The following is an 18305-nucleotide window of genomic DNA, read 5'->3' on the forward strand; positions in this document are numbered from 1 at the left end:
ATCTGGGCCGACACCCTCGCCACCCCCCACCTCGGCATCCACGACAACTTCTTCGACCTCGGCGGCCACAGCCTCCTCGCCACCAAAGCCGCCAAGCGCCTGCGGAACGCCGGCCTCGACGTCACAGTCCGGCAGATCATGCAGTGGCAGACCGCGGCCGAGCTGGCCGCCGCCCTCGGTGGCGACGCGACGGACGGGAACGCGAAGGAGCAGGATGAGGCCGAGCCGCTCGTCTACAGGCTTTCGGCCGGCGAGCCGGACCCGGCGCTGCCGAAGCTGTTCTGCGTCCACGCCAGCGGCGGCACCCCGAACGCGTACGGACAGCTGGCCCGGCTGCTGCGCGCCGACTGCACCACGTACGGCATCCAGGCGGTCGGCATGGACCGGTCCGAGCCACCGCTCAGTGACGTCGCGACGATGGCCGAGCGGTACTGGGAGGCCATCAAGTCGGTGCAGCCGGAGGGTCCGTACCACCTCCTCGGCTGGTCGCTCGGCGGCGTCCTCGCCCACGAGATCGCCCGCCAGGGCGCGACGGAGACGGCCACCGTCTTCCTCGTGGAGCCGCCGGTCCACGGCCCCCGCCTGGAGGCCCGGCTGCGGCCCGGCGTGGAGCTGTATGTCCGGGCGGCCGAGCTGTGGGAACGCGGCCAGGGCGTCGCCCCGGAGAGCCGCGCGGCGCTCGCCGCCGAACTACGTCGCGTCGCCGAGCCGCTCGAAGTCCCCGCAGACTCGGTCGGGCTCGACGAATGGCTGCCGTACGAGACGCTCGGGCACCTCCTCGACGCGATGCTCCGGCACCGTCCCGGGGTGTCCGCCGCCCCGGCCGTGCTGTTCGTCAGCGACGAAGTGGCTTTCAGCCGGGAGGGCTCCACGGTCAACGAGCGCGATCTCGCCGAGTACCTTGGCCACTGGGAGGCGCTGCACGAGAGCGCGCCCGCCGTGGAGCGGACCCCCGGCGACCACGGCGCGATGATGACGGAACTTGCCGCCATCGAGAAGGTCGCCAAGGTCGTCCGCGGAACCGTCCGCGCCGGCCACGACAACCACGACCGCGACAACGAGAACGTGCAGGTGGGTCAGGCATGCTGAACGTCATCGCCGAAGCACTGGTGAGTGTCAGCGGACGCGCCGCCGGAAGCGCCGTCGGCCTCCACGCGAGGTTGGAGATCCTCCTCGACAACGAGTGGGTGCTCCTCGCCGAGCGCAGGACGGACGGGAACGGCCTCATCGAGGAGTGGGGCGCGGCAGGCGGGCACCGGGGCCTCTATCGGGTCGTGTTCGACGTCGACCGGTACTTCGCCGGCCTCGGCCTGACCCCCGGCTATCCGGAGGTGACGGTCGGCTTCCGCGCCTCGGAGGAGGGGGTGGGGTACGGGGTGACACTCACCTTCTCGCCCCACCAGTACACGGCCGTCCTCACCTCCTCGTAGCCGCACCCGCCGGAACCACTCCCTCGCCCGCTTCCCGCGCCGACTCGGAGAGGCGGGCGAGGACCGGTCCCGCGACCTCGGGGGCCATCGTCGCGGTCAGCTCGCGCATGTCGGCCAGCACGCCGGCGGCGGCCTCCGGGTCGCCGGCGGCCAGGTGGGCGGCGTGCAGGATGACCAGCGCCCCGGCCTCCTCGGCGGGGGTCTTCATCTGCCGGAACAGCGGCAGGGCCCGCCGGAGATGGGCCACGGCCCCGTTGGTGTCCCCGATGGCGAGAGCCAGCTCGCCGAGGGTCACCAGGGTCCGGCCCATGACGAGGCGCTCGTCGTTGGTCTCGGCCAGGATGAGGGCGCGGTGCAGGGCGTTGGCGGCCTGGTCGGTCTCGCCGCGGCGGAACCTGGCGGAGCCGATTCCGTGCAGGGCGTAGGCCTCGCCGGTGTGGTCGCCGATGAGCCGGACGACGTCGAGGACCTGGGTGAAGGCCTCCAGGGCGTCGTCGTACTCGCCGCGCTCCATACGGGTCTGGCCCATCCGGTGCAGGACCTGGGCCTCGACACGGCGGCCGCGGCCCTCACGGCTGAGCCGGAGGGCCTCGTCGAGGAAGAGTCCGGCCGCGTCCTCGTCGCCGCTGCCGAGCTTGAGCTGGGCGAGGTTGTGCAGGACGTAGGCGACGGCGACGGAGCCGTCGCTCTCGCGGAAGACGCGGAGGGCGGACTCGTAGTGGGCGGTGGCCTCGTCGGACCGGCCGTGCACCCGGGCGAGATAGCCCAGGCCGCGGGCGGCGAGGGCAGCGCCGAGCGCGTCGCCGATGTCGTCGAAGATCTCGGCGGACTGCTGGAAGTGGGTCCCGGCGGCGGCGAAGTTCTGCTTCGTCACGGCGAGCGAGCCGAAGGAGTGGAGCAGGGCCGCCTGGCCGAGCCGGTCGCCGCCCTTGCGGGCGGCCGCGAGGGCGACCTCGTGGGTGTCGCGCCAGTCGTCGAGCCGTACATGGGTCTCGAGGAACGTCACAGCGGTGACGGCAAGGCCCCAGCAGTGCTCGGTGAGCCCCATCATGGCGGCCTGCCGGACGCTCGGGAGCAGCATCCGGCGCTCCCGCGAGAACCATTGGAGAGGCTCGGCCAGGATCCGGTCCACGGTCCGGTCGGGCAGCGGATAGAGGGGTACGTCATGGCTGCGGATCAGTACGTCGCGCCCGTACTCGCGGTGTCTCGCCTCGGTCAGCAGGAAGAGGAAGCAGCCGAGCACCCGGGTCAGGGCGGCCTCGCGTTCCTCCACGATCTCCTCGGCGGCGAGCCGTTCTCGGGCGAAGACCCGGATGAGGTTGTGGAGTTGGTACTGGCCTCGGTGACCGGTCGCGAGGCGGGCGGCGTCGACGAGCTGGGCGTCGGAGAGTTCGTCGATCAGGTCCCGTACGACGGACTGGGGGCGGTCGAGCAGGGCCATCCCGATCCAGGGGGAGAACGGGCCCTCCTCGATGACGGCAAGGCGCCGGAAGAGGCGGCGGGCGTCCTCGCTGACGCTGTCGTAGGTGAGGGAGAGGCTGGCCCGGATGCCGACGTCCGCGTACTTGAGCTCGTCGAGTCTGCGGGTCTCGTCCTCCAGGCGCTCGACCAGCTCGGCGATCTCCCAGTGGGAGTGGGCGGCGAGCCGGGCGCCGGCGATGCGCAGCGCGAGGGGGAGATGGCCGCAGAGTTCGGCGAGGTCGGCCGTGGCCTCGGGCTCGGCCTCGACGCGGGCGGCGCCGGTGATGCGGGCGAGGAGTTCGGCGGACTGCTCGGGGGCGAAGGTGGTGACGTCGATGCGGACGGCTCCGGCGAGGCTGCCGATGTGCCGCTGGCTGGTGATGATCACGGCCGAGCCGGCCTTGCCCGGCAGGAGCGGTCTGATCTGGCTCTCTCCGGCGACGTTGTCGAGGACGATGAGCACGCGGCGCTCGGCGAGCAGCGCCCGGTACATCTCGGCCCGTTCCTCCAGGCCGTCGGGGATCGCGGTGCCGTTGACGCCGAGGGCGCGGAGGAAGCGCTCCAGGATCTGGGCGGGCCCGACCATGTCGGGGGCTCCGCCGTGCAGGTCGGCGAAGAGTCGGCCGCCGGGGAAGTCGGCGGCGACCTGGTGGGCGACGTGGACGGCCATGGCGGTCTTACCGACGCCGGCCTTGCCGACGGCGGAGACAATGGGGACGGCGAGCCGGGACTGGTCCGCGGAGGAGCGGAGCAGACGGTCGCGGATGGTGCCGACGAGGTCCTCACGGCCGGTGAAGTCGGCGATGTCAGCAGGGAGCATCTCCGGTACGAGCGGAGCGGGGGCGGCCTCGGGAACCTCGGGTGCGGCGAGGGCCGCGGCCTTGCGGGTGCCGGGCAGGTCGAGGCGCGGGTCGGTGGCGAGGATGGAGTGTTCGAGCCGCTTGAGGCGCGGGTCGGGTTCGACGCCGAGCTCGTCGATCATCCACTGCCGGGTGTCGCGGTAGACCTGGAGGGCCTCCGTCTGGCGGCCGGAGCGGTAGAGCGCCAGCATGAGCTGGCCGCGCAGCCGTTCGCGGAGCGGGAACTCGTCGACGAGGCCGATGAGTTCGCCGACGAGCGCGCTGTGCTTGCCGAGAGCGAGCTCCAGCTGGATGCACTCCTCGGTGGCGGCGGTCCGCTGCTCGGTGAGCTCGCTGGCACCGTTCTGGATGACCTCGCTGAACATGCCGTCGAGGGCGGTGCCGCGCCACAGGCCGAGGGCCTGGCGGTAGGCGGCGGTGGCCTCCTCCCGCTGTCCGGCGTCGCGGAGCTTACGGGCCTTGCCGACGAGGCCGCGGAAATGGAGGGCGTCGAGGTTCTCCTCACCTGCGTGGACCCTGTAGCCCTGCGGATGGGTGGTGATGACCTCGGAGACACCGTGGTTGCCGAAGAGGCGGCGCAGTGCGGAGACGCTGATCTGGAGCTGGGCGCGGGCCGTGGCCGGCGGGGCCTCCTCGTAGATGGCGCGGACGAGGCGGTCGACGCCGACGACCCGGTTGGCGTCGAGGAGGAGGGTGGCGAGGACTGTCTGCTGCCGGATGCCGCCGAGGTTCAGCGGCGTGGAGCCGACGGTCGCCTCCAGTGGACTGAGGATGCGGAACTCGACTCCTGGTCGTGGTCCTGGTCCGGATTGCACCACGATCTTCGACTCCCCCCGGAACACGTGCAGGCCGCAGGGAACTTTAGATATGTTCAAGTCAACGGGTCAACGGAGATCGGTCAAGGTGGGCAGGTGTGGCCGGATACCGACGCACCCTCCCACCTGCATACGGCGAGAGCAGTTCGTTCTATTGACAGACTTCTGTCGAGAGACAACTCTCATTGCATGTCGCAGTCGAACGAACCCGAGCAGCGAGCCCCCCGGACGCCCGGATCCGGCGAGGCAGAAGCCCAACCCGCCCGCGCCGGCGAGGCCCGCACACCGGACTTCCCCTCCAGTGCGCCCCGCCGCCTCACCGACCCGGCCTCCATGCGGGCGCTCTCCCACCCTGTACGGCTCGCTCTCATCGAAGTCCTGACGCTCCAGGGTGCGCTGACGGCAACTCAGGCAGCTGAGCTGATCGACGAGACCCCCACCACCTGCTCCTTCCACCTCCGCCAGCTCGCGAAGTACGGCTTCGTGGAGGAGGCCGGACCCATGCCCGGCCGCTCGCGCCCCTGGCGCATCACCCGGCTCGGCTGGTCCGTGGAGGGCGCAGCCGCCGGCACCTCCGCCGGAAGGGAGCACGCCGTGGCGGCCCGACACCTCGGCGACCTGACGCTGGAACGCCAGCTTGAACGACACCGGGCGCACGACCACGGAACCAAACGGTCACACACCGTTTGGTGGGTTACGCCGAACGAGGCGGACGAACTCCAGGGGGAGATCGAGAAGTTGGTTATGCGCTACCGGGACAGACTTCAAGACCCCGAGTCCCGCCCGGCAGATGCGGAGGCGATGGAGGTAGTGATCCTCACCCACCCGTTCGCCTGAACCACGCCACATCGGTCACCCGACCAACAGACCACTGAAACCTGCTCTGCCACGCACCCAACTACTCACCAACCAACCGAACCGGGGGGAACAATGACAGCCGAGGCAGCGACCGTGACGGACGCGAAGCTCGACGACACGAAGCTCGACGACACGAAGCCGTTGCGTAAGAACAGGGACTTCACCCTGCTGTGGGGGGGCCAGACCGTCTCCCAGCTCGGCACCGCAGTGTCTGTCCTGGCGTTCCCGCTGCTCGTGCTGTCGCTGAACGGTTCCGCCGTGCAGGCGGGAGCGCTCGGCACCCTTCAAGCGGTCATCCGGGTCACCTTCCAGCTGCCCGCCGGCGCCGTCGCCGACCGCTGGAACAGGAAGCGCGTCATGCAGGTCTGCGACACGGGCCGGGCCGTCCTCTTCACGGTCCTCGCCACGGCGATCCTGCTCGACCACGCGTCGCTCGCGGTGATCTTCGCGATCGCGGGAGCCGCCGCCGTACTGGACGTCCTGTTCGGTGCGGCCGAGACGTCGATCGTCAGCCAGCTCGTACCGCAGTCGCAGCTTCCAGAGGCCTTCGCCAAGAACGAGGCACGTTCGTACGGGGCGTCCCTGGCCGGCCCCCCGCTGGGCGGTTTCCTGTATGCGCTCGGCCGCTCGGTCCCGTTCCTCTTCGACGCCCTGAGCTATCTGCTCTCGTTCCTGGCGGTCTCCTTCATCCGCAGGCCCGACCACCCGAAGCAGGAGGAGAGCGCCAAGACTTCGCTGCGTCACGACATGCTGGAGGGCCTACGCCATGTCGTGGCGAGCCCTTTCCTCCGGGCGGTGATCCTTATGGCGGCGCCCGTCAACTTCGCCCTCACCGGTGCGCAGTTCTCGGCCGTGCTGATCCTCACCGACGCCGGTCACAGCCCGAGGGCACTCGGCCTGGCTCAGGGATGCATCGCGATCGGTGGCCTCCTCGGCGCCCTCTGTGCGGCCCGCATTCAGCGGCTCCTGCCCTTCCACCGCCTGCTGATCACGGCCCTGGGCGTCCTGCTGACCCTGCTCGTGGCGAGTACCGCCCTGAACGGCAACCTGGCGATGGTGGCTCCGCTCGCCACAGGCTTGTTCCTGGCTCCGGCCGTCAACTCGCTCCTCTTCGGACGCATCGCCGCGACCACCCCGGCCCGCATCCAGGGCCGGGTCATCAGCGTCGTGGCTCTCTCGGCCACGGCAGCCGCCTCACTGGCCCCGATCGTCGTCGGCACGGTGGTGGAACACTGCGGCGGCACGGCGGCGATGACCACAGTCGTAGCAGCCTCGGCCCTCTCCCTCATAGCCGCCGTCCTCAACCGCGGAACTCTCCGGGAAAACCGGAAAGCCTAGCTTGATCCTCGACGATCGCCGCCGCCCCACCGACTACCACTCCGCACCAGCCACCCTCACCCCCCCCCACGCACCTGCCCGCCACGGGTGTGTCCAGCCGACGCCGCGGCCAGCCGACCGGGTCTGGACTGCGACCGAATCAGCTTCACCGTTGCCCTCGAAGTCGAGGTCACGGTGATGGAAGAAGGCTTGAAGGCCAGATCAAAGCGCTACATCAACGGTGTTGACACCAAAGTGCTAAGCAGCTTCGATCCGGCTGTGGTCACCAGCCGTGACGGACTGCCCGGCCTGATCGCGTCGGGCGCGTGTCCGCTGCGGCGGGACCTGCCGTCCCGGGCGGGCGCTCGCGCCGCGCCGGCCCTGCGGTTCGGCGCCGGGCGCCCGGCCGACGAGATCGCCGCCCGGGGTGGCGGCCTGTGCCTGGTGCCGGCCGTCGTCGCCGGATGCGCCGAGGGATACGAGGAGTTCGCGGATGCGCAGGCCCAGGTGCAGGGTGATGCGGTCCGCTCCGTTGTCCAGGTCGAGCCCGGTGATCTCCTGGATCTGCCGCAGCCGGTAGTGCAGCGACGTGCGGTGGATCCGAAGTGCTTCGGCGGTCCTGGATGTCGATCCGGCTTGATCGAGGAAGCAGCGCAGGGTCGTCTCCAGGCGGTGTCCGCCGCTGGATTCCAGCAGGGCACGCAGTGGCTTCGGGAGCAGTGACTCGTTCAGGGCGCGGTCCGGCAGTTGCAGGAGCACGGCGAGCTCACCGAGTTCCTCCCAGGAGCCGATGCCCTTCAGTGCGGGCATCCGGCGTGCCGCGCGCACCGCGACGAGTGCCTGCTCGTAGGAGGTCCGGGCGTCGGCGAGACCCGTCTGGTGGCCGCCGATGCCGATGACGGGAACGGCTGAGGCGTCCAGGCGGGCGCCGAGGGCCTCCATGATGTGCCGGGACTGCTCCCGGAGTGCTTCCGGTGTCAACGGCCGGTCGGCGAGCTGGAGCAGGACGGCCCGGTTCGAGGTGACCGCGAAGGCGCCGTGTGCCGATCGGGTACGCCGGAATCCCTCCAGCGCCCCGGAGAGTGCGGTCGTCACCTGCCCGGGAGACACCTGGGAGCGTGCCACCTGCACAATGCTGACCACCGCGTGGGGGGCGTCCGGGAGCAGCGCGTCGTCCAGAAGCCGTTGGCGGGACTCGGCGCGCACGGCGGGGCTCGATCCCAGCAGCGACAGAAGAAGCTTCTGTTCCCTGGTCTTCTCGGCGTCGGCCAGGACGTGATCGGCGTACAGCTGGCCGGCGATGGCGGGCGTTGCCCGGGCGATGGCCTCGGTCTCCCCCGGGGCCAGGGACCTGTCCGGTGCGATGACCACCAGCAGACCGAGGAGATGGCCGCGCTCACGCAGCGGCACGCAGTAGCGGGGGAGCAACCCGAGATCGTCCCGGCCCTCGACGAATCCCGGCCTGGACCACCGGGTGACGCCCTGATCGAGGACGTGACGGGCGACTTCGCTGCTCGCCCGTCCCTGCAGAAGGCTGTGGACGCGTGCCGGGTCCGCGTCGTCGAAGTGCCGGCTCGCACGGATGCCCCCGACCGAGAGGTCGGCCAGGGCCACGGACCGGCGGAGCGACTCCGCGAGTTCCTCGATCAGTTCTCGCAGCGCGGCACTGCCGACGGGGGCTCGCCGCCGTTGTTCGGTCATGGCAGTCCTCCTTCGTGGTCGTCCCGGTGCGGCGCGGGGCCGGCGGGGCCGGCGGGGCCGGGACCCGGCGGCGGCTCCCCGCGCACCGGCCCCGGGGCTCGGATCCGCTCCGGTCCCGCTTGCCCTGGGACACCGTGACACCGCGGCGATGCCCCACGGTGCACGGCTCTTGTCTGTGTCCGCGGGGATGGCCGGGCCGTCGTGCATCCGGTGCGGGACTGCCCCAGGCTGGTCCCGCGGCCCGTTGCGAGTGGCCGGTGAACCGCCCCTGCGGAGGAGTGCCCGTGCGCGAAGACGTCCACGTTCCCCGGGTGACGCCCGTCCTCGGACGGCAGACGCGTGCCTTCGTCGAGTCCTGCCCGTGGCCGGCTCCCCCGCAGGCCGACGGCCTCGCGTCGAGGGAACACATGGCGGCGCTGTGGAACGGCAGCGGCCGCGAGGAGCCCGATGTCGAGGAGGAGTGGCTGGCTGTACCGGGAAGGGACGGGGACCGCATCCGGGTGCGGATCCTCCGTCCCGCGGGTGCCTGTGAGCCGCTGCCGGTCGTGCTCTACCTGCACGGGCTCGGCTGGATGCTGACCGATGCCCACGCGCTTGACTTCCTCCCCGCGCTAAAGCACGGGAATTCCGGCCGCACGTGCCACGCGGGGGCTTCGCCCCGTGCGTGCGCGCGTCGCCGGTGGTTGGCGCTTCACGGACCGCCTCGTGGCGAGGTCTCCACGCCCTGACACCGCATGCCCTGCGGCGCTGAGGATGTTCTTCGCGGCGTTCACGTCGGCGTGGTCCCCGTGCCCGCAGGCCGTGCACTCGAAGACCGCTTGGCTCTCACGGCTCTTCGGATCCACATGCCCGCAGGCGTTGCAGGTCTGCGACGTGTACGCGGGATTCACCAGCACCACGCGGGTGCCGGTGGCACGCGCAGCGTTGCGCAGCGCGCGTTCGAGCAGGTGCCAGCCCTTGTCGAGGATGGCCCGGTTGAGTCCGGCCTTGGCACGGACGCCCCGGCCGGGTTGCCCGATGGTGCCAGCCGCCGAGGCGGTCATGTTCCTCGTGCGGAGGTCTTCCAGCGCCACCAGCGCGTTCGCAGTGGTCAGTGCGTGGGCGGTCTGCGCGCAGAAGTCCGAGCGACGGTGGCGGACCCGGCCGGTGATCGCATTGATCTTCGCCAGCACGGCCCGGCGGCGGTTGCTGCCGCGCCTGCACCGGGCGAGCTGCTGGTGCAGGCGGCGCAGGCGTTTCGCCTCGCCTTTGGTGACGTATGCGCGGTCGTGGAAGGTGGCGTCGCTGGTCGTCGCGGCCACCTTCACACCCCGGTCCACGCCGACAACCCGGTCCGGCAGAGCGTGCCGATCCGGAGTGCTCCTGCCGTCTTCCACCAGGAACGACACCATCCAGTGCCGTCCCTGCCGGGTGACGGTCGCCGAGCGCACCTGTCCGCCCAGCGGCCGCGACCAGCGAAAGCGCACCCAGCCTAGCTTCGGGAGCTTCGCCCGTCCCCACCTGCGGCCGATCCGCTCCACCGCGATCAGGTTCCCCGCCGGGAACCGGAACGACGGCGACCACCGGGACTTCGAGCGCCACCGGACCCTGAACGTCCCGTGCTCACGGCACGCCCGGTCCAAGTCCCGCAGGGTCTGCTGCAACACATGCGACGGCGCGTCCCCGAGCCACGGGAACTCCCGCTTCGCCTCCGCCAGCTCGGCGGCCTGCGGCACGTAGTTCATCCACGCACCCCGCCGCCGGTACTCCCGCCGCTGCTCCAACGCGGTGTTCCACACCACCCGGCAGATGTCACCGAACATCTCACACAAACCGGCCTGCGCCGAGTCGAGTTCAAGCCGGTACCGACGCCCGGACAACATTGCGAAACACCCCCCTTCGGAAGCTGCAATCAACCTAACCCACGCCACTGACAACGCAGCGAATCGCGCCGCTTCGCGGCTCCAGCACAGCAAGAGCCAACCCCCAGCTGAAACAGGGGGTCTACGCTCAAGAATTCAGATCAGCAGCTGCTGGTGGACCTGGTGCTCGGAGCGGACGCGGCCGTGGTGGTCCCCGAGTACGACGCACCGGAGCACGCCCGCCACCCGGGTGCCGTCGAGCGGGCGTACGCCGTGGCCCGGTGGATCGCCGGGCACGGCGCGGGATGCGGACTGGACGGGAGCAGGATCGCGGTGGTCGGCGCCAGCGCGGGCGCCCAGCACGCGGCCGCGCTCACCCTCGTGGCGCGGACGCGCCGCGGCCCGCGCTTCCGTCACCAGGTGCTGGTCTGCCCGGTGACCGACGCGGCGATGGACACTCCGTCCTACCGCCAGTTCGCGGAAGGGTACTTCCTGACCCGCGCCGCCATGCGGGACTACTGGCAGCAGTACGCGCCGGACCCGCGGGACCGCGCGCAGGGCGCCGTCTCACCGCTGCGCGCGCCCGTGCGGTGTCTCGTGGGCCTGCCGCCCGCGCTCGTCATCACCGCCGAGGCCGACGTCCTGCGTGACGAGGGCGAGGCGTACGCGGCGCAGCTGAGGCGGGCGGACGTCCCGGTCGTGTCGGCCCGTTACCACGGCACGATCCACGGGTTCGTCCTGTTCGACCGGCTCCGCGGCACGGAGGCGTCCGAGGCGGCGCGCATTCAGATGACGGATGCCCTGCACACCGCCCTGCATTCATGAGGTCACCCGGGCCCGTCCACGGGGACGGCGCCGCCGAGCCGCCGCCACTCGCTCGGGGACACCCCGCAGGCTGCCTGGAAACGGCGGCTGAAGTGGCTCGGGCTGCTGAACCCGCACCGGGCGGAGACCGCGGCGATGGTCAGGCGGTCGTAGCGCTTGGAGGCCAGCATGCGCCGGGCCTTGCCGAGCCGCTCCTCGATCAGCCACTGCTCCAGACTGATCCCCGCCCCGCTGAGCAGGGTGTAGAGCCGGCGGACCGAGACGGCGTGCTCCGCCGCGATCCGTTCCGGCGTCAGGTTGCGGTCCGCGAGGTGGGAGCGTGCGTAGGCCAGGATCCGCGTGAGCAGGGTGTCGTCCATCGTCGACCTGACCTCGGTGCTCTCTTCGGCGTGCGCGGCCGACAGGAGCAGCGCGCGGACGAGCTCCGTCGTGGCGGACCCCAGGGCCTGCGCACCGGGATCGGCCTCCAGCCGGCCGGGATCGCGCCACAGGCCCCGCAGGTGCTGCAGCACCAGGCCGTGGAGCGGGCTGGAGCGCAGCTGCCGGGACGCCCGCACCACATCCTCGACCGGCACGCCGAGGTGGTGCATGTCGAACATGATGGCCTGGGACGCGCCGTCGCCGGACCAGCCGTACACGCGGGGCGACAGCTCGTGGAAGACGCAGATGTCGTCGGAGCCCAGAAGTGTCTGCCGGCCCGAGACTTCGGCCCGGTGGACGCCCAGGGGCTGGAGCGAGACCGAGACGATGGGGCTGCTCCTGTGGTGGCGCACGTGCTGGGCCGTCCGCCGTACTTCGAAGCCCGAGTTCCGGGTGGCGAAGAGGTCCAGGCCGCCGACGCGCCACAGTTCCATGCGTGCGTGGATACCGGTGTCCGGCTCCTCGTGGGCGACGTCGTTGGGCACCAGAGAATCCGTCAGTGCGTGGTGGAACGCGTCCACGCGCTCGCGGGGCGCCACGGTGTTGAGGTCGAGCAGCAGCACACACTCTCCCGGAAGGTTTGCTTCCGGCAATTCTGCCGCACCGGTGAGCGCCCTCGGCTGCGGCAGATGTCCAGGGTGGCTGCCGTGCTCCGCCCACACAGGCCGGGCGGCCCCGCGCACTCCGCGGGACCGCCCGGTACAACCGCTTCAGGAACCGGCCGGTAAGTCGCCGGCCTGGACACCCGCGACGAAGGACCGCCAAGCCTCAGGAGTGAAACGGAGAGCCGGGCCGTGAGGGTCCTTGCTGTCACGGACCGGGATGAGGCCGGTGACACCGGCGGCCACGTCCATGCAACCGCCTTGGCCGTTGCTGTATGTGCTCTTGCGCCACTTGACGCTGTGGTACTCGCGACTCACCGGGAACACTCCTCCTCGCCCTCCCCCTCGGCGACCGCGAAATCCGCATCAGCCGGGCGAACTGACGCCTACAGCCACCCCCGCCGGGCCGCCTGGACCCCGGCCTGGAAACGGGTGGTGGCACCCAGGTGGGCCAGCAGGGTGGAGACCCGGCGCACCACGGTGCGCCGCCCCAGCCCCAGCCGGCGGGCGATGGCGTCGTCGGTGGCGCCGCCGGCCATCAATGTGAGGATCCGCCGGTCGCGTTCGTCGATGCACAGGTCGACGTCGGCCATGGAGGCAGGCACCGCCAGGCGCCACAGCGTCTCGAACACCGCGGTCAGGGCGTGCAGCAGGCCGGAGGGGCGGATCAGCAGCGACACCACGCCGGGGCGGTCGTCGGCGGGCAGGGTGACGATGGCCAGGTCGTCGTCGCCGATGGCGAGCTTGAGCGGCGGCTCGTCCAGGGTGCGGGCCTGCTCCCCCGCCTCGACCATCCGGGCCATGTTGGGCCCGACCACCGGGTCCTGGAAGGCGCAGCCCTGGTAGATCACGCGGTAGACGACGCCCGCGGCCATCCGGCGGCGCTGGAGCACCTCCTGGTCGAGGTAGTGGGCGTGGCTTCCGGAGTACGGCGGCACGTCGATGACCCGCACCTGGTGGCGGGCGGCCAGCTGGAGGCGGCGGCTGGCGGCCAGTACCCCGGCGGGGTCCTCCACCACCTCCAGCGCGCCGTAGCTGCCGGTGTCGCGGCGGGCGAAGCGGTAGAGCCGTTCCAGTTCGGCGCCGGCCCGGCGGGCGGTGGCCTGGCGCAGCGCGTCGTGCTGCAGTACCGCCTCGACCACCCGGGCGGGCGGCAGGGCCTCCCAGGCGTGGTCGCGGTCGTCGGCGCTGTCGGTGGTGTCGAAGGCCACCGCGACGCCCTCGTCGGCGAGGTCGCGCAGCACGGCCAGGACGGCCTCCTCGTCCAGGCCGCTCTCGCGTGCGAGTTCGGGCACGCGGGCCCGTGGCCGGCCGACCAGGCTGTGGTAGACGCGGCCGCGCTCGGAGTCCGGTTCCAGCACGTCGTGCACGACGCCCCCCAGTCATCGTGTCCCGCCGCCGTGTCATGTCCCGGGCGGGGCCGGGGGAGGCTACCCGCGCCGGCGGCGCACATGCGCCAGTGGCCCAGGTGCGCCGCCGGGTGCTCTGGCGTCCGGGCGGGGCCGCTCGCAAGAGTTGTCGGCGATCAGTCAGATCACGGAAGGCCGAGGACGCCCATGACCCCTGCCCGGCTCCGGCGCGCCCGCGCGGCTCTCGCCGCCCTGGCCGCCTGCCTGCTCCCGCTCGCCGCACCCGCCGTGCCCGCCACGGCGGCCGGTTCCGCCGTCACCGGTCCCGCCGTGGGCGCGGAGGCCGACGGGCCGCCGCCGCTGAGCGACGGCTTCGGGCTGACCCAGGTCGGCGCCGCCACCGGCAGCGCCACCAACTTCGTCATCACCGTCACCACCCCCCAGGTCGCCGGGCCGCACACCATCCGCATCCTGCTGCCCGCCGACTACGCGGCCCACCCCGACAAGCGCTACCCGGTGCTGTACTTCCTGCACGGCGCCTCGGACAACCCGGGCGACCCGGCGCTGGCCTACCCCGCGCTGACCGCCGCCCAGTCGATGATCACCGTCATCCCGGACGGCGGCCTGCGCGGCTGGTACACCGACTGGCTCGACCAGAACACCGCCGCCGGCGCGCAGAACTGGGAGACCTTCCACCTCACCCAGGTCCTCCCGTTCGTCGACGCCAACCTGCGCACCCGCACCGACCGCGCCCACCGGGCCGTCGGCGGGCTGTCCATGGGCGGCTTCGGCGCCCTGCACTACGCCCAGGACCGCCCCGACCTGTTCGGCCAGGTCCTCACCATGTCCGGCGCCAACGACCTGTCCACCGACGAGATGATCATCCGCGGCGCCGTCGTCGCCACCCTGACCAACGCCGGCACCGTGCTCTGCGGCCCCAGCGACGGCCACCCCTGCGGCCTGAACTTCGGCCCCACCGTCTCCAGCGACGCGATCTTCGGCAGCCCGTACCCGGTGTTCAACGCCGACTGGCGCTGGAACGCCGCCGACCCGGCCTCGCGCCTGGGCCTGCTCGCCGGCACCGGCATCGCCGTCTACACCGGCAACGGCAACGGCAACCCCGCCGACATGGAGTTCTGGGCCGAGGGCACCGCCAAGCGCGTCAAGGACCGCCTGGACGCGCTCGGGCTGCCGTACCGCTACGTCGACTACGGCAACGGCGCCGGCTGGGGCACCGACTGCCACGGCGGCCACACCCCGGGCTGCTGGGCGCAGGACCTCGCGGACTACGTCCCGCGCCTGGAGGCGGCGTTCGCCGCCGCCTCCTGAACGCCGCCCCTCTCCCGCACCTCTCCCCCGACGAAAGGACACCACCCTTGCCCGCCACCACGCCCCTTGGCCGCACCGCGCCCTGGCTGCGCCTGCTCGCGGCCCTCCTGGTGACGTGTTGCGCCGCCCTGGGCCTGACCGCCGCGCCCGCGCACGCCACCCCGGCCCCGGCGCCCGCCCCGCTCGCCGCCTGCACCACGCCGCAGCAGTGCCTGTCCGTCAAGTCGCTCAGCAACGGGCGCCAACTCGACGTCCAGAACGGCAACACGGGCGACGGCGCCTACATCGTCACCAACTCCGCGCCCGGCTACCACCAGTCCTGGCGGCTGAACGTCGACCCCTCGGACTACACCTTCACCATCGTCAACAACGACACCGGCAAGTGCATCGACCTGGCCGCCTGGTTCGTCCCGGCCCTGCGCCAGCAGACCTGCGCCGGGCAGGCCAGCCAGCGCTGGTTCCTGCAGCCGGCTCCGGGCGGCGCCGCCGACGCCTTCATGATCCGCCACGCGGGCGACAACACCTGCCTGGACCTGCTGGCCGGCGCCCAGTACGACGACGCCTGGACCGACCAGTACGCCTGCAACGGCACCGTCAACCAGCAGTGGTCCACCGGCTTCCCGGCGGCCGCCCGCAGTCTGGCCCTCGACCACGCCGCCAAGCAGTGCCAGAAGGACCCCGGCTCCTGCTCCTGGGCCGTGAAGAGCGAGGCCCCCGCGGCGCCGCTGCCCAAGGTCTGCGTCTCCTCGGTCTGGTTCAACAACACCAGCAGCGCCGCCCAGCAGAACTTCGCGGTCACCACCATGAGCGGCTGGTCCAGCACCCTCGGCGGCCAGATCGGGGCGAACATCGGCGGCGCGGCGCCTGGGGACGTCTTCAAGGCGGAGGTCTCCACCCAGGTCAACTACAGCAACGTCTGGCAGGGCTCGACCACCGTCAACAACAGCGTCACCGTCAACGTCCCGCCGCAGGAGTACGGCTGGGTCACCCTGGCCGAGCTCGCCCGCAAGGTCACCGGCACCTGGACCTTCGACGCCCGCGGCATCCCGTGGACCGCCGACGACACCGTCACCGTCCCGCTCACCTCCGACCCGAGCGGCGGCGCGACCCTCTACATCGCCAACACCAGCCCGACCTTCACCACCTGCGCCTGACGAACCTGTCAATTCCTCGGCCGCCGCCCGCGTTCACACCGGGCGGCGGCCCCGCGTTTCCGCCGCCTCGACCGCCCGGCGACGGCCTTCGGAGGCTCACCCGCTCCCCGGAGCGTCGGCGTGCGCGGTCGCGAGGGTGACCATGTGGTGCATGACCGCGACCGGGACGGCGGGGTTCCGGGCGGCGGTTTCGGCGACTTCGGCGCAGTGCGGATCGAGCAGGCGCGTCACCAGCTCGTCCGCGGGCAGCGCCGGGTTGGTCGAAGCGGTTTCCCGCACGCCCCGATCGGGGTCGGCGGACAGCCGGACCAGGGCCTCGGGGGCGGTCCGAGGGTCCCTGGCCACGGCGCAGCGGACCCTCGGGTCGGGGTCCCGGCTCAGCTGTTCGGCGTGGGCGGCGGTGGAGGCCGGGTCGTCGAGCGCGAGCGCCCGCAGGCGCGGGTTCGGGTCGGCGGCGAGGCGCAGCAGGCCGTCGCGGGGGAAGTTGGGGTGGTTGCGGGGGCGGCCGGGGAAGGAGAGGCTGCCGTCCCACCACGCCGCCACCTCCAGCAGCATCCCGGGCGGGGCGTCGTCGCAGGACTCGGCCAGGAAGAGCCGCACCACGCGGTCCTCGTCCCGGGCGAGCAGGGCCACGACGTCCGCGGGCAGGCGGGGTGCCCTGGCGACGCTGCGGCGGACCAGCAGCTTCGGGCAGGCCGCGAGTCGGCGCATGGCCGCGGCGTCCTCGTGCAGGGCTCCGATCCACCACAGGCCCGTCGTGACGTCCCCGGGCTCGATGTCGGGGACCTCGGCGGCCATCGCGGCGATCTCGTCGGGGGTGGTGGGCGGCACGGCGTCGGGGTGCGGGGCGCTTGCGATGCCGCGGCCGCCGCCCGGCCGTGCCCGGGCCTTCAGGTGCTGCTCGGCGAGCTCCGTGAACAGCCCGCGCCGGGCCGCCCCGGGCGAAGCGGCGATGAGCCGGTCCCACTGAGCCGGTGACAGGTGACCGGCCTCGGCGGCGGTGAGGCGGACCTGCCGGGCCGGGTGGACGACCGCGGCGTCCAGGACGGCGTCGGGCAGGTCCTCGCGGTACAGGAACCAGTGCCGGCCGGCGTCCAGGAGCCGCAGGAGCAGGTCGGCGGGCGCGGCACGGTTGGAGCCGAGTCCGGTCAGCCAGGAGGAGCCTGTTGCGCGGTCGACTTCGGTGGCCGAGGTCAGCACCGCCCAGGCGGGGGCGAGCGCGACGGGGTGTGTCTCTGTCACCGGCCGAAGCCTAGGGTCCGTCTTCAAACCCCCGTCGTCCGCCCGGAGGGCGGGCGGCGGCCCCTTGTCGCGCTCGTTCCGCCGTCCAGGAGGGCCGGCGCCTCGCGTACCGCCAGGCGGCCGGCGGTACGGAAGGAGTGCTCGCGCGAGTCGACCGGGTGCACGACGGTGTGGTGCACCACGAGCGCCAACGCCACCGGGACGCCGGGCAGTTGCCCGGCCAGCCCGGCGCGTACGCCCTCGGCCAGGGCGGTGTGGAAGCGCTCCGTCTCCCCGGGCTCCGGGTCGCCGTCGACCGTGGCGTCCGGGGCGGACTCGATGTGCAGGCCCTCCTCCCAGGGCTCGAAGTCCACGGTGACGATCGCGACGTCGCCCGGGCAGCTGGTCTGGTGGACGTAACGGGCCCGCACACCGCGGACCGGGCGGGGAGGGAACACGCCCTGCACGGCGGTCACCGGGTCAGCAGTCAACGGGTCAGGAGTGCTCGATCTCGACGGAGGTGATCACCACGTCCTCGACCGGGCGCTCGGCCTCGGTGGGGGTGGCGGCGATCGCGTCGACCACGGCCTTGGAGGCGGCGTCGGCGACCTGGCCGAAGATGGTGTGGCGGCGGTTGAGGTGGGTGGGGGTGCCCACCGTGATGAAGAACTGCGAGCCGTTGGTGCCCGGGCCGGCGTTGGCCATCGCGAGCAGGTACGGCTTGGTGAAGAACAGCTCCGGGTGGAACTCGTCGGCGAAGGAGTAGCCCGGGCCGCCGGTGCCGGTGCCGGTCGGGTCGCCGCCCTGGATCATGAAGCCCGCGATCACCCGGTGGAAGAGCGTGCCGTCGTAGTACGGGCCCTGGCCCGGCTCGCCGGTGCGCGGGTCGGTGTACTCCCGGGTGCCCTCGGCGAGTTCGGCGAAGTTGCGGACCGTCTTCGGCGCGTGGAACGGGAACAGCTCCAGGCGGATCGGGCCCGCCGTGGTGTGCAGGGTGGCGAACCGGGCAGTGGCCACGGGGTGACTCCTCGGGGTGCGGCTGGCGGGCGGGGTCGTGTACGGCCGGTGAGGTGACCAGGGCCGTTCGGTTACCGCATCCTGGCACAGCCGACGGCTTCCCGG

15 protein-coding genes and 1 pseudogene are annotated in these 18305 nt (G+C 72.2%); 7 read left to right on the forward strand and 9 right to left on the reverse strand.

The annotated features are described in order from the left end of the window. Both AB0O11_RS20530 and AB0O11_RS20535 read left to right on the forward strand, forming a co-directional pair. The coding region (locus AB0O11_RS20530) for an alpha/beta fold hydrolase (RefSeq protein WP_363388714.1) at window positions 1–1089 on the forward strand (1089 nt) is incomplete at its 5' end. After that, window positions 1083–1430, forward strand: a complete 348-nt coding sequence (locus AB0O11_RS20535) for a hydroxyisourate hydrolase (RefSeq protein ID WP_363388717.1) — start codon at window positions 1083–1085, stop codon at window positions 1428–1430. The genes AB0O11_RS20530 and AB0O11_RS20535, both read left to right, overlap by 7 nt. Here AB0O11_RS20535 and AB0O11_RS20540 read toward each other — a convergent pair. Continuing rightward, the gene (locus AB0O11_RS20540; protein ID WP_363388720.1) at window positions 1417–4569 is read right to left on the reverse strand and encodes a BTAD domain-containing putative transcriptional regulator; all 3153 of its coding nucleotides are present in this window, start codon (window positions 4567–4569) and stop codon (window positions 1417–1419) included. The two genes, AB0O11_RS20535 and AB0O11_RS20540, sit on opposite strands and share 14 nt — an antisense overlap. A 186-nt stretch (window positions 4570–4755) precedes the next feature. On the opposite strand from AB0O11_RS20540, the gene AB0O11_RS20545 reads away from it, so the two are divergent. Next, the gene (locus AB0O11_RS20545) at window positions 4756–5403 is read left to right on the forward strand and encodes a helix-turn-helix domain-containing protein (RefSeq protein WP_363388723.1); all 648 of its coding nucleotides are present in this window, start codon (window positions 4756–4758) and stop codon (window positions 5401–5403) included. Between the two features lie 114 nt (window positions 5404–5517). Then, on the forward strand, window positions 5518–6762 hold the full coding sequence (locus AB0O11_RS20550; protein ID WP_363388726.1) for an MFS transporter: 1245 nt from the start codon (window positions 5518–5520) through the stop codon (window positions 6760–6762). Between the two features lie 237 nt (window positions 6763–6999). On the opposite strand, the gene AB0O11_RS20555 is transcribed toward AB0O11_RS20550, so the two are convergent. Both AB0O11_RS20555 and AB0O11_RS20560 read right to left on the reverse strand, forming a co-directional pair. Further along, on the reverse strand, window positions 7000–8442 hold the full coding sequence (locus AB0O11_RS20555; RefSeq protein ID WP_363388729.1) for a helix-turn-helix domain-containing protein: 1443 nt from the start codon (window positions 8440–8442) through the stop codon (window positions 7000–7002). A gap of 611 nt (window positions 8443–9053) precedes the next feature. Further along, window positions 9054–10304: a transposase gene (locus tag AB0O11_RS20560; protein WP_363388732.1), complete on the reverse strand. Its 1251-nt coding sequence runs from the start codon at window positions 10302–10304 to the stop codon at window positions 9054–9056. A 144-nt stretch (window positions 10305–10448) separates the two neighbouring features. Between AB0O11_RS20560 and AB0O11_RS20565 the strand changes: the two are divergent. After that, window positions 10449–11108, forward strand: a pseudogene (locus AB0O11_RS20565) (alpha/beta hydrolase); the annotation flags it as partial. Between the two features lie 2 nt (window positions 11109–11110). On the opposite strand, the gene AB0O11_RS20570 reads toward AB0O11_RS20565, so the two are convergent. The 3 genes from AB0O11_RS20570 to AB0O11_RS20580 form a co-directional block, all read right to left on the reverse strand. Further along, window positions 11111–12091: an AraC family transcriptional regulator gene (locus tag AB0O11_RS20570; protein ID WP_363388735.1), complete on the reverse strand. Its 981-nt coding sequence runs from the start codon at window positions 12089–12091 to the stop codon at window positions 11111–11113. Window positions 12092–12238: 147 nt separating this feature from the next. Next, entirely contained in the window at window positions 12239–12457 is a 219-nt protein-coding gene (locus tag AB0O11_RS20575; protein WP_363388738.1) for a DUF397 domain-containing protein, read from the reverse strand. 59 nt (window positions 12458–12516) lie between these two features. Further along, window positions 12517–13500: a helix-turn-helix transcriptional regulator gene (locus AB0O11_RS20580; RefSeq protein ID WP_363388740.1), complete on the reverse strand. Its 984-nt coding sequence runs from the start codon at window positions 13498–13500 to the stop codon at window positions 12517–12519. A gap of 186 nt (window positions 13501–13686) precedes the next feature. On the opposite strand from AB0O11_RS20580, the gene AB0O11_RS20585 reads away from it, so the two are divergent. Beyond that, window positions 13687–14808, forward strand: coding sequence for an alpha/beta hydrolase-fold protein (locus tag AB0O11_RS20585; RefSeq protein WP_363388743.1), 1122 nt, complete (start codon window positions 13687–13689; stop codon window positions 14806–14808). A gap of 47 nt (window positions 14809–14855) precedes the next feature. Next, window positions 14856–15962, forward strand: a complete 1107-nt coding sequence (locus tag AB0O11_RS20590) for an RICIN domain-containing protein (RefSeq protein ID WP_363388745.1) — start codon at window positions 14856–14858, stop codon at window positions 15960–15962. Window positions 15963–16058: 96 nt separating this feature from the next. Here AB0O11_RS20590 and AB0O11_RS20595 read toward each other — a convergent pair whose 3' ends face one another. The 3 genes from AB0O11_RS20595 to AB0O11_RS20605 are packed head-to-tail and all read right to left on the reverse strand — an operon-like array spanning window position 16059 to window position 18200. Then, entirely contained in the window at window positions 16059–17204 is a 1146-nt protein-coding gene (locus tag AB0O11_RS20595; RefSeq protein WP_363388748.1) for a hypothetical protein, read from the reverse strand. Between the two features lie 23 nt (window positions 17205–17227). Beyond that, window positions 17228–17674: a hypothetical protein gene (locus AB0O11_RS20600; protein WP_363388750.1), complete on the reverse strand. Its 447-nt coding sequence runs from the start codon at window positions 17672–17674 to the stop codon at window positions 17228–17230. Window positions 17675–17678: 4 nt separating this feature from the next. Next, a complete protein-coding gene (locus tag AB0O11_RS20605; RefSeq protein ID WP_363388753.1) occupies window positions 17679–18200 on the reverse strand; it encodes a peptidylprolyl isomerase in 522 nt (173 codons plus the stop codon). Window positions 18201–18305: the final 105 nt, after the last annotated feature.

Source organism: Kitasatospora sp. NPDC093102 (assembly GCF_040683915.1).
GTDB lineage: Bacteria > Actinomycetota > Actinomycetes > Streptomycetales > Streptomycetaceae > Kitasatospora.

Excerpts from the sequence above, each read along its gene's own strand:
- AB0O11_RS20560 (WP_363388732.1), bottom strand. The coding sequence starts at position 10,304 with ATGTTGTCCGGGCGTCGGTACCGGCTTGAACTCGACTCGGCGCAGGCC.
- AB0O11_RS20555 (WP_363388729.1), bottom strand. The coding sequence starts at position 8,442 with ATGACCGAACAACGGCGGCGAGCCCCCGTCGGCAGTGCCGCGCTGCGA.
- AB0O11_RS20545 (WP_363388723.1), top strand. The coding sequence starts at position 4,756 with ATGTCGCAGTCGAACGAACCCGAGCAGCGAGCCCCCCGGACGCCCGGA.
- AB0O11_RS20585 (WP_363388743.1), top strand. The coding sequence starts at position 13,687 with ATGACCCCTGCCCGGCTCCGGCGCGCCCGCGCGGCTCTCGCCGCCCTG.
- AB0O11_RS20535 (WP_363388717.1), top strand. The coding sequence starts at position 1,083 with ATGCTGAACGTCATCGCCGAAGCACTGGTGAGTGTCAGCGGACGCGCC.